General features: G+C 38.5%; 17 protein-coding genes. 15 read left to right on the top strand and 2 right to left on the bottom strand.

The features are described 5' to 3' along the window. Nucleotides 1-31 precede the first annotated feature (31 nt). Complete coding sequence (locus tag FJQ98_RS24325; protein WP_053593913.1) at nucleotides 32-1,012, top strand: GNAT family N-acetyltransferase; 981 nt, start codon at nucleotides 32-34, stop codon at nucleotides 1,010-1,012. A gap of 53 nt (nucleotides 1,013-1,065) precedes the next feature. On the opposite strand, the gene FJQ98_RS24320 is transcribed toward FJQ98_RS24325, so the two are convergent. After that, complete coding sequence (locus FJQ98_RS24320; protein ID WP_049663205.1) at nucleotides 1,066-1,503, bottom strand: Rrf2 family transcriptional regulator; 438 nt, start codon at nucleotides 1,501-1,503, stop codon at nucleotides 1,066-1,068. Nucleotides 1,504-1,693: 190 nt separating this feature from the next. Between FJQ98_RS24320 and hmpA the strand changes: the two genes are divergently transcribed. From hmpA to FJQ98_RS24255, 13 genes are all read left to right on the top strand, one after another. Next, nucleotides 1,694-2,860 carry an NO-inducible flavohemoprotein gene (hmpA, locus tag FJQ98_RS24315; protein ID WP_053593914.1) on the top strand — a complete coding sequence of 389 codons (1,167 nt, stop codon included), beginning with the start codon at nucleotides 1,694-1,696 and terminating at the stop codon, nucleotides 2,858-2,860. 183 nt (nucleotides 2,861-3,043) lie between these two features. Then, complete coding sequence (locus FJQ98_RS24310; RefSeq protein ID WP_053593915.1) at nucleotides 3,044-4,105, top strand: YeeE/YedE family protein; 1,062 nt, start codon at nucleotides 3,044-3,046, stop codon at nucleotides 4,103-4,105. 17 nt (nucleotides 4,106-4,122) lie between these two features. Continuing rightward, nucleotides 4,123-4,347 (top strand): sulfurtransferase TusA family protein, encoded by a 225-nt coding sequence (locus FJQ98_RS24305; RefSeq protein ID WP_053593916.1) that lies wholly within the window; start codon nucleotides 4,123-4,125, stop codon nucleotides 4,345-4,347. Between the two features lie 270 nt (nucleotides 4,348-4,617). Continuing rightward, nucleotides 4,618-4,878, top strand: coding sequence for a metal-sensitive transcriptional regulator (locus FJQ98_RS24300; RefSeq protein ID WP_053593917.1), 261 nt, complete (start codon nucleotides 4,618-4,620; stop codon nucleotides 4,876-4,878). Between the two features lie 43 nt (nucleotides 4,879-4,921). Then, entirely contained in the window at nucleotides 4,922-5,263 is a 342-nt protein-coding gene (locus FJQ98_RS24295) for a rhodanese-like domain-containing protein (protein WP_053593918.1), read from the top strand. A gap of 12 nt (nucleotides 5,264-5,275) precedes the next feature. Continuing rightward, nucleotides 5,276-5,572: a rhodanese-like domain-containing protein gene (locus FJQ98_RS24290; protein ID WP_053593919.1), complete on the top strand. Its 297-nt coding sequence runs from the start codon at nucleotides 5,276-5,278 to the stop codon at nucleotides 5,570-5,572. Nucleotides 5,573-5,654: 82 nt separating this feature from the next. Next, on the top strand, nucleotides 5,655-6,203 hold the full coding sequence (locus FJQ98_RS24285; protein WP_053593920.1) for a sulfurtransferase TusA family protein: 549 nt from the start codon (nucleotides 5,655-5,657) through the stop codon (nucleotides 6,201-6,203). Nucleotides 6,204-6,216: 13 nt separating this feature from the next. Then, entirely contained in the window at nucleotides 6,217-6,612 is a 396-nt protein-coding gene (locus FJQ98_RS24280; protein ID WP_053593921.1) for a DsrE/DsrF/DrsH-like family protein, read from the top strand. 82 nt (nucleotides 6,613-6,694) lie between these two features. Further along, the gene (locus tag FJQ98_RS24275) at nucleotides 6,695-7,822 is read left to right on the top strand and encodes an MBL fold metallo-hydrolase (protein WP_053593922.1); all 1,128 of its coding nucleotides are present in this window, start codon (nucleotides 6,695-6,697) and stop codon (nucleotides 7,820-7,822) included. 225 nt (nucleotides 7,823-8,047) lie between these two features. Next, nucleotides 8,048-8,275: a sulfurtransferase TusA family protein gene (locus tag FJQ98_RS24270; protein ID WP_053594036.1), complete on the top strand. Its 228-nt coding sequence runs from the start codon at nucleotides 8,048-8,050 to the stop codon at nucleotides 8,273-8,275. A 114-nt stretch (nucleotides 8,276-8,389) separates the two neighbouring features. After that, on the top strand, nucleotides 8,390-9,166 hold the full coding sequence (locus tag FJQ98_RS24265; RefSeq protein ID WP_053593923.1) for a sulfite exporter TauE/SafE family protein: 777 nt from the start codon (nucleotides 8,390-8,392) through the stop codon (nucleotides 9,164-9,166). 13 nt (nucleotides 9,167-9,179) lie between these two features. Next, nucleotides 9,180-9,881 carry a DsbA family oxidoreductase gene (locus FJQ98_RS24260; RefSeq protein WP_053593924.1) on the top strand — a complete coding sequence of 234 codons (702 nt, stop codon included), beginning with the start codon at nucleotides 9,180-9,182 and terminating at the stop codon, nucleotides 9,879-9,881. A gap of 232 nt (nucleotides 9,882-10,113) precedes the next feature. Next, on the top strand, nucleotides 10,114-11,064 hold the full coding sequence (locus tag FJQ98_RS24255) for a c-type cytochrome (RefSeq protein WP_053593925.1): 951 nt from the start codon (nucleotides 10,114-10,116) through the stop codon (nucleotides 11,062-11,064). A 41-nt stretch (nucleotides 11,065-11,105) separates the two neighbouring features. Here the strand turns inward: FJQ98_RS24255 and FJQ98_RS24250 are convergent, their stop codons facing one another. Next, entirely contained in the window at nucleotides 11,106-12,800 is a 1,695-nt protein-coding gene (locus FJQ98_RS24250; protein WP_053593926.1) for an FAD-dependent oxidoreductase, read from the bottom strand. Between the two features lie 312 nt (nucleotides 12,801-13,112). On the opposite strand from FJQ98_RS24250, the gene FJQ98_RS24245 reads away from it, so the two are divergent. Next, complete coding sequence (locus FJQ98_RS24245) at nucleotides 13,113-15,098, top strand: ABC1 kinase family protein (RefSeq protein WP_053593927.1); 1,986 nt, start codon at nucleotides 13,113-13,115, stop codon at nucleotides 15,096-15,098. Nucleotides 15,099-15,255 lie beyond the last annotated feature (157 nt).

Genomic DNA, 15,255 nt, shown 5'->3' with positions numbered 1-15,255 from the left:
AGGCTTGATCATGTTAAAAGGAGAATAGCATATGGCAGTTACTTTAGTGAGACACGAAATAAAATATGCTGAAGCCATGCATGCGCTGTCTTCCGTCCCACAGGTTCGAGATGCACTAGGGTTACCTGCTGGCAAAGTGGAAGATACGATTAACTTTATTAAACGTGAATGTGTGGATGAAGAAGCTGGAAAGACAGTTCCTCGTGTTGTCTTAGATGAGGAAGGACAATTTATTGGTGTGACAGCATTAATGTTTATAGATCACAATAAAAAGAGCTGTCATGTTGGCTCGTGGCTAGGATATGAATTTTGGGGAAAAGGCTATAATCTTGAATCAAAAATTGCAATTTTAGATATAGCATTTTTTGAGTTAGGGTTAGAGCGTGTTTTTGCAGGAGCTAGAAAGGTTAATATCCGTTCACAAAAGGCTCAGGAGAAGTTGTCTTTTATTCAATTAGGAGTAGAAAATGATTTTCCGCAGGAGCATTCATGGTTAGAGGTTAAAGAAAAGCAGCCATGTGTTTTAAATGTTTTTGAGCGCGAAGATTTTGTTCGATACCGTACAGCCTTAAAAAAAGTAGAAGGTGTGAGGGAAGACTATTTACCACAACTATTATTAGCTGATGAAAGTGAAGAAGCTGTTCGAAAATATTTAAATGACGGTGAATTATACGAGATAAAATGTGGTGAGCAGTTAGCAGGTGTAGCGTTACTTCTTGCACAGTCTGATACGACAGTAGAGTTAAAAAATATTGCGATTGTACCGAAGTATCAAGGCAAAGGGCTGGGGAAGGAAGCAATAAATCAAATAACAACAATTTGTCTATCTCAAGGTTATAAAACGATAATAGTTGGAACTGCAAATTCTAGTATTGATAATATTGCTTTCTATCAAAAAGCAGGTTTTCGTATGGAAGCAATTGAAAAAGATTTTTTCAGTAATTACCCAGAGCCAATCTATGAAAATGGAATTCGTGCACTAGATATGATTTTCTTTTCAAAGGCATTGTAAAATAATATAGACATAAAGAAATACCCGTCCAACTTTGAGTTGTGCGGGTATTTTTATTCGCCAAGCAACAATGCCATCAACTTTTCTTTCGAATGTAAAAAATCATCTAGAGTATAGCGATCTAGGACGGCTAAATAGGCTTGTAGTGCTTCGTATAATACGCCTTTCAGCTGGCATTCTGGTGCAATTTTACATAGATTATTTTCTTTATCAAAGCATTCGACAAGATGAAAATCCTCTTCTGTATGACGTACTATTTCACCAATTGTAATAGTTTTTGGATCAATTGCTAAACGTATACCGCCACCTCGACCACGAATGGTTTCGATGTAACCAAGTAGTCCGAGCTGATGAGTCACCTTCATTAAATGATTTTTCGATATATTATACGCATCTGAAATTTCTTGGATAGTTGATAATTGGCCGTCTTCCTTCGCACCCAAATATATGAGTGTTCGAAGAGAATAATCTGTGTATAAAGTTAAGCGCATAAGAACACCCTACTTTCTATAGTTCAAAATAAGTATAGCATTTTTACTTTGAAGTATTAAAAATTCAATACTTTTTTAAAGATGTATTTGAAATACATTAATTATGTCCATTTTGTTAAAGATGTATTTTATATATTGCTTTAAAAAATTGAAAGCGTTATATTGTAATCACGAAAGGGTGGTAAGCGATATGTTAAAACAAGAAACAGTACAAATTATTAAAGCGACAGTTCCAGTATTAGAAGTTCATGGTGTAGAGATTACTAAAACGTTTTACAAAAATATGTTTCAAGCTCATCCAGAATTATTGAATATTTTTAACCATACAAACCAAGAAAAAGGTCGTCAGCAAACAGCGTTAGCAAACACAGTTTATGCTGCTGCAGTTCATATTGAAAATTTAGAAGCTATTTTACCGGCGGTGATGTTAATTGCTCATAAACACCGTAGTTTAGGTATTTTACCTGAGCACTATCCAATTGTTGGAGAATACTTATTAAAAGCAATTAAAGAAGTGCTTGGTGATGCAGCAACAGATGACATCATTAATGCTTGGGCTGAAACATATGGCGTAATTGCAGATATCTTTATTCAAGTAGAAGAAGAGCTATATCAAAAAGCAGAGGGTAGTGGCGGATGGCGCTTATTTAAACCATTGAAAGTGGCGAAAAAAGTAGTAGAAAGTGATCTTGTTACATCTATTTACTTTGAAAATGAAGATGGTTCCCCTCTACCAGCATATGAGCCAGGTCAATATATCAGTATCCGTGTGAAAGTACCAGGCGAAGAGTATTTAATGAACCGTCAATATACACTTTCACAAGCAAGTGCAGAAGACGGCTATCGCATTTCAGTAAAACGTGAAAGCGATCATACACCGAATGGTAAAGTTTCGAACTTTGTTCACGACGTATTACAAGTTGGAGATTTAGTGGATGTAAGTGTACCAGCAGGGCTATTTGTTTTAGAAGAAGCTTCTGCTCCAATTACGTTTGTAAGCGGTGGTATTGGTGTAACGCCATTAAACAGTATGCTACAATCACTAGAAGCTAATGCGGCAAATGAAGTGAGCTTTATCCAGTGTGCGCGCAATGAAAAAGTTGTAACATTTAGCGATGATATTCAAGAGAAAGTGAATGCACTTCCAAATGCATCTTACACAGCGTTATATTCAGATGAAGACAAGCTAATTACAAAAGAATTATTAGCTGAAAAAGTTGCCAATGATGCAGATGTTTACGTATGTGGACCTGTTGGCTTTATGGAAGCGGTCATTGAAAATTTACATGAAATTGGCGTAAAAGACGAAAAAATTCATTATGAATTCTTTGGACCAGCAATGCAATTAACAAAATAAATAAATATATGACCCCTTGTTATAAGAAGCAGCTTTCTGCACTTGTAGCAGGGGGTTTTTGTGTGCATTGGTATGAAAAAGTCATTAGATTTTAAATAGTTAAAAAAAAGTAATTGAATTCATAGTAAAATTAGTGGTAATATATCCTATAAGAATACTATGGTATCGGAAGGGGAATGATGGATGGGTCAAATGGTTATTACGGGACTTATTTGTGGAGCTTTACTTGGATTTGTTATGCAACGTGGTCGTTTTTGCTTAACTGGCGGATTCCGCGATATGTATTTGACAAAAGATAACCGTATGTTTTACGCATTACTGATTGCGATAGCAATTCAAAGTGTTGGTGTATATACGTTAATTAGTTTAAAGGTATTTGAATTCAATGCTGGTTCTTTACCAATCGTAGCTGTTATCGTTGGTTCATTTATTTTTGGAATTGGCATTATTTTAGCTGGTGGTTGTGCAACAGGTACTTGGTATCGGGCAGGAGAAGGTTTAATTGGCAGTTGGATTGCATTAGCTGGTTATATGCTTGTAGCAGCAATGATGAAATCAGGCGTATTGTTGCCATTGGATATGGCTATTAAAGAAACGAGCATTGAAACTAATTCTATTGCCGAGACAATTGGCGTAAACAACTGGTTGATTATAACGATTTTTGTAGTAGCTGTTGCATTTATCGTTTACCGTGAGCTAAAGAAGCCACGATTGAAAATCCCGGGGTTAAAGCCGAAAAAAACGGGATTAGCACATATTTTATTTGAAAAACGTTGGAATCCATTTATAACTGCAACAATTATTGGTGTGATTGCAACTTTAGCATGGCCATTAAGTGTTGCTACTGGTCGTATAGGTGGGTTAGGAATTACAACACCTTCTGCTAATATTTTGCAATTTTTGGTGACAGGAGAAATTAGCTTTATCAACTGGGGTGTTTTCCTAGTACTAGGAATTTTCTTAGGGTCATTATTCGCAGCAAAAATGAGTGGCGAATTTAGATTCCGTATCCCTGATACAAAAACGGCGATTAACAGCTTTTATGGTGGACTTATGATGGGGTTCGGCGCAGGTTTAGCAGGGGGTTGCTCAATTGGTAATGGATTGGTGATGACAGCAATGATGACTTGGCAAGGTTGGATTTCATTAGGGTTTATGATTTTAGGTACATGGACAGCATCTTACTTTGTATTCGTTCGGCCAAGTAAAAAAGCTAAGCAAGCTGCACAAGTAATAACAGCGTAAAAAAGGAGTGTTTTCATATGAAAAAAATATTAGAAGTAATGGGGATGGTTTGTCCATTTCCTTTAGTAGAAGCAAAAGAAGCTATAAAAGACTTACATTCAGGCGATGAATTAGAAGTGCAATTTGATTGCACACAAGGTACAGAATCCATTCCTCGTTGGGCTGCTGAAGAAGGGCACGAGGTAACAGAGTATGAACAAGTTGGTGAAGCCGCTTGGACAATTACTATTAAAAAGAAATAAGCCTTCATAGCAATGTGCTATAAAGTATATTTAAGCGAGAAATTCGATGATAGAATCGTCGAATTTCTCGCTTTTTTTGTAACTGAAAGATAAGAAGATGAGGATAACAACTTGAAAGTGACGGATAAAACGTAGTTACAAGAGGGAAATAACATTGTAACGACGTTTAAGAAAAATTCGAGCTTTCATGTTGACAACATACCTAATGGGGTATATTATGAATCACGTAAGCAAGTTCAATCGATCGTTTTGAAAGGAGGCATGAACAGTATGGCTTACGGTACAAAAACAGCTAATCGAGTGAAGCGGATAGAAGGTCAATTACGTGGTGTTTTGCGCATGATGGAAGAAGAAAAAAACTGTAAAGATGTGATTACACAGCTATCTGCCGTGCGTTCTGCGGTTGATCGAACTATTGGAGTGATCGTTAGTGAAAATTTATTGGATTGTGTAACGACAGCTGAAGGGGATGCTGAAAAAATGAATACGGCCATCCAAGATGCGATGGATTTAGTCGTGAAAAGCAGATAAATTTTATATACCCTGAATAGTATGTGGGAGGAGGCGGTGTTACTTGGGAACGTGGATTATACTTGCTGTTGTGATAGCATTTTTCGTTTGGCGAATGAAGCCAACGAAAGGGGTGCAGTCAATATCGGCGGCACAATTGAAAAATATTTTGAATGATAAGGATAAAGTTTTTATCGATGTGCGGACACCAGCAGAGTACAAGGGTCGTAATATCCCGCAATTTAAAAACATTCCGCTTGGTTCAAGTTTTGATAAATTACCGAAAGATAAAGAGATAGTGGTCATTTGTCAAAGTGGAATGCGCAGTAGTCAGGCTTGTAAGCAATTAAAAAAACAAGGATTTGAGCGTGTAACAAATGTCCGTGGTGGTATGAGCGCATATTAGGAGGAAAATAGAATGAAGGCAATTTCAGCAAAGGAAGTACAACAGGCTTTAGAGCAAGGCCAGGCATTAAATTTAATCGACGTACGCGAAGTAGACGAAGTGGAGTCTGGACATATTCCGGGTATTATTCATATTCCACTAGGCTTACTTGAATTTCGTATGCATGAGCTAAATAAAAATGAACCATATGTAATGGTCTGTCGATCAGGTGGTCGCAGTGGTAGTGCTACTCAATTTTTAGAAAGCCAAGGCTTCGATGTATCCAATATGGTCGGTGGCATGCTCGCTTGGGAAGGTGAAGTAAAGTAAGAAAATGTAGGGGGCCTGTACAGCTTACTATATTTTTTAGTAAAAATAATACCCATATAGGTATAAGGAGGGAGTTATGAGTATGAAGGTAGATTTTCAGCTAGATGCCAAGGGGCTTTCTTGTCCTATGCCGATTGTGAAAACGAAAAAGGCGATGGCGGAGTTGGTAGATGGTCAAATTTTAGAAGTATCAGCGACAGATAAGGGTTCAAAGGCGGATATTGCTGCATGGGCTGAAACTGTCGGGCACCAATACATTGGGACAGTGGAAGAAGAAAGTGTGCTTAAGCATTATATTCGTAAATGTTCAAACGAAATGTTGGATGAAAAAACGTTTGAACAAACAATCGAGTTAGAGGAAGTCGCAGAAAGAGAAGGTCTTATTCTCGATGTGCGTGAGGAGGCAGAGTTTGCTTTCGGTCATATCGAGGGAGCAAAGTCCATACCGATGGGTGAGCTAGAATCACGTCTTTCTGAGCTTGATAAAGAGCAAGAGATTTATGTTATTTGCCGAACAGGGAAGCGTAGTGATTTAGCTGCACAGAAGCTTGCAGCACATGGTTTTACAAAGGTACTTAACGTTCTGCCAGGTATGACATCCTGGACAGGAGATTTAACAAAAAACATTTAGGAGGAATTAATTTATGTCAAATAAAGTAGCGATAATCGCAAGTAACGGTGGTCTTTTCGATGCGTATAAGGTGTTCAACATTGCAACAGCAGCGGCAGCTTCTGAGAAGGAGGTAGCCATCTTCTTCACATTCGAGGGGTTGAATTTAATTCATAAACAAGGGATGCATGCATTACCTATGCCTGCTGGAGCAGAGCATTTTGCAGAAGGCTTTGCCAAAGCCAATGTACCTGCAATTCCGCAATTAGTGGAAATGGCACAGGAATTAGGTGTGAAATTTATCGCGTGTCAAATGACGATGGATGTAATGGGTTTAACGACAGATGATTTTATTGAAGGTATCGAGGTTGGGGGAGCTGTGACGTTTTTAGAGTTTGCTAAAGATGCAGCACCGTCATTAACATTCTAACTAATTTGTAACTATACAAGCGGAGAGGGCAGTCCTTTCCGCTAAAAAAATAAACGAAATAATACCTGAGGGGGTAATCGGATTGTCAATCCTAAAATGGAGCGCAGCACAAGTAGCGAAAAAAGTAATTAATAATGAAGAATTATTTATTTTAGATGTTCGAAATGCAGATGCTTTCGAAGATTGGAAAATTGATGGGCACAAATTTGAGTACCTTAATATTCCGTATTTTGAGCTTTTAGATGGTGTCGAAGACATTTTACCGAAGATTCCAGCTGATAAAGATGTCTTAGTTGTTTGTGCAAAAGAAGGATCATCGATGATGGTAGCTGAGATGTTATCGGAAACAGGACGTACGGTGGCTTATTTAGAAGGTGGAATGAAAACGTGGAGTGAATATTTAGAACCGATTAAAGTAGGAGATTTAGCAGGTGGTGGTGAGCTTTATCAATTTGTACGTTTAGGAAAGGGCTGCCTTTCTTATATGGTCATCTCTGAGGGTGAAGCCGCTATTATCGATGCTGTGCGTTTTACAGACGCATTCACAAGCTTTGCCGAAGATAAAAACGTGAAAATTAAATATGTTTTCGATACACATTTGCACGCTGATCATATATCTGGTGGACGCCATATCGCAGCTGCAGCTGGTGCAACGTATTATTTACCACCAAAAGATGCGGAAGAGGTTGTGTTTGACTATACACCTTTAATTGATGGAACAACTGTACAAATTGGTGCCTCGAAAATTGACGTAGGAGCGATTTATTCACCTGGTCATACAATTGGTTCAACGTCATTCGTTGTGGACAACAAGTATTTGTTAACTGGAGATATTTTATTTATTGATTCAATTGGGCGCCCGGATTTAGCTGGTCTTGCAGAAGATTGGGTTGGTGATTTACGCGAAACACTTTACAAACGATACAGAGAGTTATCGGATGAACTAATTGTTTTGCCAGCTCATTTTATGATTATTGATGAACTAAATGAAGATGGAACTGTTGCCAAACGTCTTGGACAATTGTTTGCGGAAAATCACGGCTTAAATATTGAGGATGAAGTTAATTTCCGTAGCATTGTAACAGATAATTTACCTCCGCAGCCAAATGCATATCAAGAAATTCGTCAAGTAAATATGGGTAAGATTACACCTGCGCAAGATGAGCAAACAGAGATGGAAATTGGTCCGAACCGTTGTGCAGTTCGATAGTTTGTTTTATCCCGCATCCGTAAAAGTCCGATTGGTGAAAATTTATAATTAGTAAGGGATGAAGGAAAACCCATTAATAAGATGCTGAAATGCAATGAGTACGCATGCATGCTTGTAGCGTGTAAATACCGCGAAGCGAAGGCGCTCATTCTTCGCAGAGTCATGAAAAAACAAATAGAACCGGCAAAATCGCTTACAACGTTTGCTGTTTCAAAGGAGAAAAATATGAAATCAAACTTACAACTAGATGCAAAGGGCTTGTCTTGCCCAATGCCTATAGTGAAGACAAAAAAAGCTATAGATACATTAATTTCAGGTGAAATTTTAGAGGTTCAAGTAACAGATAAGGGAGCTCTTGCAGATATCCCTGCTTGGGCAAAAGCTGGTGGTCATACAATTTTAGACAAATCTGAAGACGCTGGTGTCATTACATTCTTTATTCAAAAAGCTTAAGGCAGGTGAGGGTTGTCTCTTCTATTTGAAGTTATGAACAACCCTCCTTTCATTTGTGATTAGTGGAAATGACAATGCCCTTAAGGCGTAAGTGACCGGAAAGAAGGAAAAAAGATGGATTTAGCATGGATCATTACAATATTTTTGATTGGCTTTGTAGGTTCGTATGTATCGGGAATGCTAGGAATCGGCGGATCGATTATAAAATATCCAATGTTATTATATATCCCGCCTTTACTTGGTTTTGCAGCATTTTCAGCACATGAAGTGTCGGGTATTAGTGCAGTACAAGTGTTTTTTGCCTCAATTGCAGGGGTATGGGCATATCGTAAAGGTGGTTATTTAAATAAATCACTGATTATTTATATGGGTGGTGCCATATTAGTAGGAAGCTTCGTCGGTAGTTATGGCTCCAAATTTTTATCTGAAGAGGGAGTTAACATCGTTTATGGTGTATTGGCGTTGATTGCCGCAGTGATGATGTTTATTCCTAAGAAGCAAATTGACGACAAGCCGTTGGATGAGGTAACGTTCAATAAACCGCTAGCGGCTATATTAGCGTTCATTGTTGGTATTGGGTCGGGGATTGTTGGGGCAGCTGGTGGTTTCTTGTTAGTGCCTATAATGCTAGTAGTATTAGGTATACCTACACGTATGACAATTGCTACAAGCCTTGCTATTACCTTTATATCCTCGATAGGTGGGACAATTGGAAAATTGATGACGGGACAAGTTGATTATTATCCTGCATTAATTATGATTGTAGCTAGCTTAATAGCAGCTCCACTAGGTGCAAAAGCAGGAAAAAAATTAAATACAAAAGTTTTACAAGCTATTTTAGCAGTGCTCATTTTAGCAACTGCCATTAAAATTTGGATGGATATATTGTAGGAGGCAGTAGAAAATGAAAATAGAGATCTTCTCAGATTTTACATGTCCGTTTTGCTACATTGGCAAAAGAGAATTGGAACGTGCCATTGACTTGGCAGGCTATTCAGGGCAGGTAGAGATTGAATTCAAAGCATATCAAATTGGTCCAGATACGCCAAAGAAAGATGCACCAACTTTATATGAGGGTATGGCCGCGAAATTTGACTCCACGATAGAAGAAGTAAAGGAAATGACTAAAGGTATAGCAATGCGGGCCGAAGAGGTTGGCTTGCATTACAATTTTGAAGACATGAAAACAGCTCATACTGAAAAAGCTCATCGATTGGCAAAATGGACAAAGTTGTTTGGTAAAGAGTCAGCCTATACGGAAGCACTTATGAGTGGCTATTTTACAGAAGGAAAAGACTTAAATGATGAGGAATTTTTATTGAAAGTCATTGGAAATCTGGACTTAGATGTTGAAATAGCAAAGGGTGTTATTGCATCAAAGGACTTCAGTGAAGTTTTGAACAAAGATCGATATGATGCCCAACAGCTAGGTGTACAAAGTGTTCCGTTCTTTGTTTTTGAAAATCGTTACGGTATTAAAGGGGCAGAGCCAAATGAGGTTTTCGTACGAACTTTACATCAAGCTGCAGAGATAGCAGGCATTCAACCATTGAAGTTGGAGGGGAATGGTGAAGCTACTTGTGCTGATGGTGAATGTAAATTATAAGAGAACGCTAAAATGCCGAGTACAGTACTGTACTCGGCATTTTTTAGGAAGTTATACATACTACAACAGGTATTAAGTAGTGTTTATTGTGTTGTAGAACAATAGTTATTACATAATTTATCCATTTTTATCATCTGAAGGGTTCTGTTTGCGCGAGTTGTGAGAAAAATCACATCGAAAAATATGATATTTTGCTAAAATATAGGTGATTATACAAAGGGGGGTATTATAGATGAAACCTATAGTAGCAGGAGTAGCGGGGACAGTACTGTTAGTAGGCACACTTTTTGTGGGGGCAGTTATTAGCGACAAAATTTTAGGTGATGCTAACGGAGAAAGCAAAGAGACCGCAGTACAGACGAAAATACCAACAACAGCAGCTGCTCAGTCAGTTGTCTATGCACCGCCAAGTATTGAAGAAGTACCGGATGGACCTATGAAGGAAGCGATATTATACGGCTATGAGCTTGTAAATAATACACATGTTGCTGCAGAAGAATATGTTGGGAATCAATTGTCTTGCACAAGCTGTCATGCTGGGGCAGGCTATGATGAGCAAGTTTCGTCATTAGTTGGTGTTATGGCGAATTATCCGCAATATATTGCGCGCTCAGGTGATATTGTAACTATTGAAGAGCGTATTAATGGTTGTATGGTTCGCAGTATGAACGGTAAAAAATTTGACATGAGTAGCGAAGAGTTAGAGGCGATGGTCTCATACTTCGCCTATATTTCAGAAGGTGTACCTATTGGGGCAGAACGTGAATGGGTAGGTACAAGTACTATGAAAAATGTCCCTATACCAGATGTTACGAACGGTGAAGAATTATATGCACAGTCTTGTATCACTTGTCACGCAGTTGATGGCTCTGGTATGGGTGCTAATACAGGTCCAGCATTATGGGGTGAAAAATCATTTAATGATGGAGCGGGTATGGCACGTATGTCAAAAATGGCTGGCTACATTAAAAACAACATGCCAATCGGTGCAGCTGGTACTTTGACTGATCAAGATGCCGCTGATTTAGCAGCCTTTATTTTATCGCAGGATCGACCTGAGTGGGCAAATCATGATAAAGATTGGCCAAAAGGTGGACGTCCAAATGATATTATGAATAAAGAAAAACGTGAACAAGTTAAAAATGGCACAATAGATTGGGAGAAAGTGCTTTCCACGAATTAAAATGAAGAGGGATGCTGCAAAATAACGGCATCCCTTTCGTGTTATTTAAAATTGTAGGCCGTGACAATTTTATCTCTATTAGTTGTTGCATCTGTGAAATATTCATATAAGCAAATACCGAGGAAGGAGCCGGCAACATTAAAGACATTAGAGAAACCGTTATTCTGAAGGGCAATTACAGCATTGTAGCTTCGCTGACCCGAACGGCAATGTACATAAACTGGTCTATCTTGTGGAATCTCGTCCAAACGTTCACGGAGCTCACTTAACGGAATATTATGCGCATGGATGAGATGACCAGCCTCGAATTCATTTCTTTCTCGCACATCTAAGAAATAGGCGTTATTTTCAACGAGACCTCTCACCTCGTCAACCTTTACCTGTTTGTAATGACCATATAATTGGTTTTGAGCAACGAGTGCAGCTAAATTAACTATGTCACGAGCGGTGCTAAACATTGGAGAATACGATAGCTCTAGCTCTTTTAAGTCTTCTAATGTGCCACCCATTGTTATCATAGTTGCAATAACATCGATGCGCTTGTCGGCATTACCTTTTCCAATTGCCTGCGCTCCAAGAATCTTTCCGGTTGGCACTTCGAAAACAAGCTTAAAATGAAGTGGATTACTATTTGGCATTAAACCAACCTTGTCTGGTGCGATCAAATACACGCTTTTTGCTTGCAATCCATGTGCAAGTGCTGTTTTTTCATTTAAACCCGTTGTGGCACACGTGAAATCAAAAATTTGCACGCTTGAAGAGCCGATAACTCCTTTATTTTGTTGAGGTATATTGTACATATGATTAGCTGCTGCTCGTGCTTGCCGCTGCGCTGGACCTGCTAGTGCCAGGCGCGTTTGTTTATGGGTTAGCTGATGAAATACTTCGATGGCATCGCCCACAGCGTAAATAGAAGGATCTGATGTTACATAATTAGCATCAACTTGAATGCCACCAAGTTCACCTATTGCCAATCCAGCTTCTTTCGCTAAAGAGGTTTCAGGACGAACGCCGATTGCTAATACGACTGCCTGTGCCTTTAATTTTTTACCAGAATTCAATTCTACATAATCAGCTGCAACCTTAGCTAGACCGTCATTGACAATGACATTAACTCCTTTATCCATCATTTCTTTGTGTAATATTTGGGCCATATCATAATCAAATGGCATCATGATTTGTTGACTGAATTCAACGAGTGAGACATTAAAGCCGGCAAGCTGTAAATTTTCTGCAACCTCTACACCTATAAATCCGCCACCGATAACAGCGATATCCTGTATGTCATCACTCTGTATATAACGATTTAAGCGGTCAATATCCACGACATTACGAACGGTAAAAACGTGTGAAGAATGAACGCCATCCAAGTTTGGAACAATTGGACTTGCACCAGGAGATAACACTAACGCATCGTAGCTTTCTTCATACGCAGTGTCAGTGGTTAAATCCTTTACAGTAATGGTTTTTCCTTTTCGGTTAATATGTAAAACTTCTTGATTAACACGAGCTTCAATATTGTATTTTGTTTGAAAGGTTTGTGGTGTCATTAAGATTAACTTATCGCTGTTATCAACAATTCCACTTAGATGAAATGGTAAAGAACAATTTGAAAATGAAACGTTCGGTCCTTTTTCAAACATTATAATCTCAGCTTGTTCATCGAGACGACGAATACGTGCAGCGGTCGAGGCGCCGCCCGCGACACCACCAACTACTAAAAATTTTTTACTCATGTGTAAGCACATCCTTTTCTAGTTATATACATACAGGGGTATGTTGTGGATAAAACAACAGCTTTCTAGTGTTAATAATGAATGGGATTGTGGATAATTATTGCTTTAAATAGATAATATACCCCTAAAGGTATTTTATCAACAGAAATTACTGAGTAAAAATCATTTTAAGTGGATAAATACGAAAAAAGTAAACAAATAGACAATATTTTGGGGATAACAGTCGGAACGAAAATCACCCCCACGTTATGGTGATGAGCCTTAGATTTGTTATACTAGCAGTATTAGGAAGTAGCATCGGGGGTGACGCTGTTGATTTTTTTGAAATTTTTAATCCAAATCATTGTCGTATCAGGGATTATTTATTTTGTAAGTGGTCGATTAATTGGCTCAAGCATTAATTTTGTTCGTAGGGTACTTTCTGTCGTCATTAGTGTGACGCTGACGTCCTTTGTTTACTGGTATTCATATTTGCGCCATACAGATTATTTATCTGAAACGGTGATGCAAACAGTGACAGAGGTCAGTACACTTATTTGGATTGGAAGCATGCTGCTAATTTCTATGCTGCTTTATCTTGTTTTTGAGCTTTTCGATCCGAGTGGTATTGCAGCTGGAGATCGTCGTAATGGCCAAAAAAATTTATTGTTGCGCCTTCGTAGCTACTGGCGGCAGCAAAAGCGCTTGCGTCAGGTGTTAAAAATAGCTGTGACAAATGGTGTTGTTCAAACAATTAAATACGCAAGACAACGAGAAAATGAAAAGGAGCTTGCTATTGCTTTAAGGGCTACTTTGGAGCAATGTGGTGGGATTTTCATTAAATTTGGGCAGGTACTTTCTACACGTAAAGAACTGTTTTCACCCATCTTTATTGAGGAGTTAGAGAGGCTACAGCATAATGTGAAGCCTTTAGCGTCAGAGCAAGTAACTCAAATTTTAGAAAGTTCACTACCAAAGCCTATGAATGAACTATTTGCAAGTTTTCAAATGGAGCCTATTGCGGCAGCATCTATTGGACAAGTACATAAGGCGCGATTAAAGAATTATGATGAAGCCGTGGTGAAGCTACTGCGTCCAGAAGTAAAGGGGATAATGCGCGACGATCTCGATATTTTAGAGGAATTTGCCAATTGGCTTACGAGCAAGTCTACATGGGCTGAGTCACTGGGCTTTCGAGAGCTTGCTAGAGGATTTGCAGATGGATTACGCGAGGAAATTCATTTAGATATTGAGGTTCGGAATACATTGCAGGTGACAAATGCCCTTGCCAAAAGCGACTATAAAGTACGGATTCCTAAAATCTATACAGAATATTGTGATGAAAATATTATTGTCATGGAATATGTACGGGGAAAAAGCGTTGCAAATGCTGCGGCTGAATTTAATCGTTTAGAAATTGATCGTAGGCAGTTTGCACGGACTGTTTTATATTCCTTCTTCGAGCAAATGCTTTTTTCAGGTATATTTCATGCAGATCCACATCCGGGAAATATTCATATTGATGAGACGGATGGCACACCGATACTGCTTGATTTTGGGGCTGTTGGCCGTTTGGGAGCTACGCAACAAGAGGGCTTGAAGTTATTTTTAATGGGGATTCAGCTAAATGATTCAAGTATTTTATATGATGGCTTAACGCTATTGGTTGAAAATGCTGATCATGCAGAACGTGCAAGGATGGAGCAAGCAATTGATCAAATTCTGTTGAAAATTTCTTACGTGGATCGAATTCCAACAGAAGAATTAATACATGCGTTATTTACGGTTGTTCGTGATTTTGGTCTTGCATTCTATCCTGCAGTAGGTTTAGCGCTACGTTCATTAGTAACATTGGATGGGACATTACGGGTAATCGATCCACGTTTTGATATTTTTATGGAAGCGAAAGATTTTTCATCCACGTATATGCGAGCATCCTTCCTGAAGCCATTTAAAGAACCGATGGCAACAAAGGAACGCTTGCAAGAAGAATTATCGATGCTTATTCCGACATTACGCAAAATGCCAAGACGAGTTGACCAGCTTATTCAACGGGTGGAGAGCGGAAAAATTATTTTACATCACGATGTTTTTTCGGATGAGCATAATGCTCGTTTTATTACAAATCTGTTTTCCCGTTTTGTTTTGCTTCTCGTTGGTATTACCTTTGGCATTATTTCTGTAGCACTTTTAGCAATCTCACAGTTTATTCATGACTCGTATGCTGTTTACTTAAATACAGCTGCATACTTAGGATTATTTTTATGCGCCATTCTTTTAGTGCGGCTTTCTATTCAAGCGTTACGTTCTATGAAGTAATAGGTAGGGGAAATGTTCCCTTACCTTTTTTTTATTTTCAAAACCTTCTCGAGAAATATTACAAAAACATTACAAATTAGAGAATGGGTCTAACGGGAAAATAGTGAAAGTAGTTATTTTGTAGAAAAGAATAGTATTTTAGAGAATAATTCAGAAA

Source organism: Lysinibacillus agricola, assembly GCF_016638705.1.
Taxonomy (GTDB): domain Bacteria; phylum Bacillota; class Bacilli; order Bacillales_A; family Planococcaceae; genus Lysinibacillus; species Lysinibacillus agricola.
The sequence above is the reverse complement of the archived record's forward strand: the minus strand, read 5'-3'. Positions and strand labels throughout refer to the sequence as shown.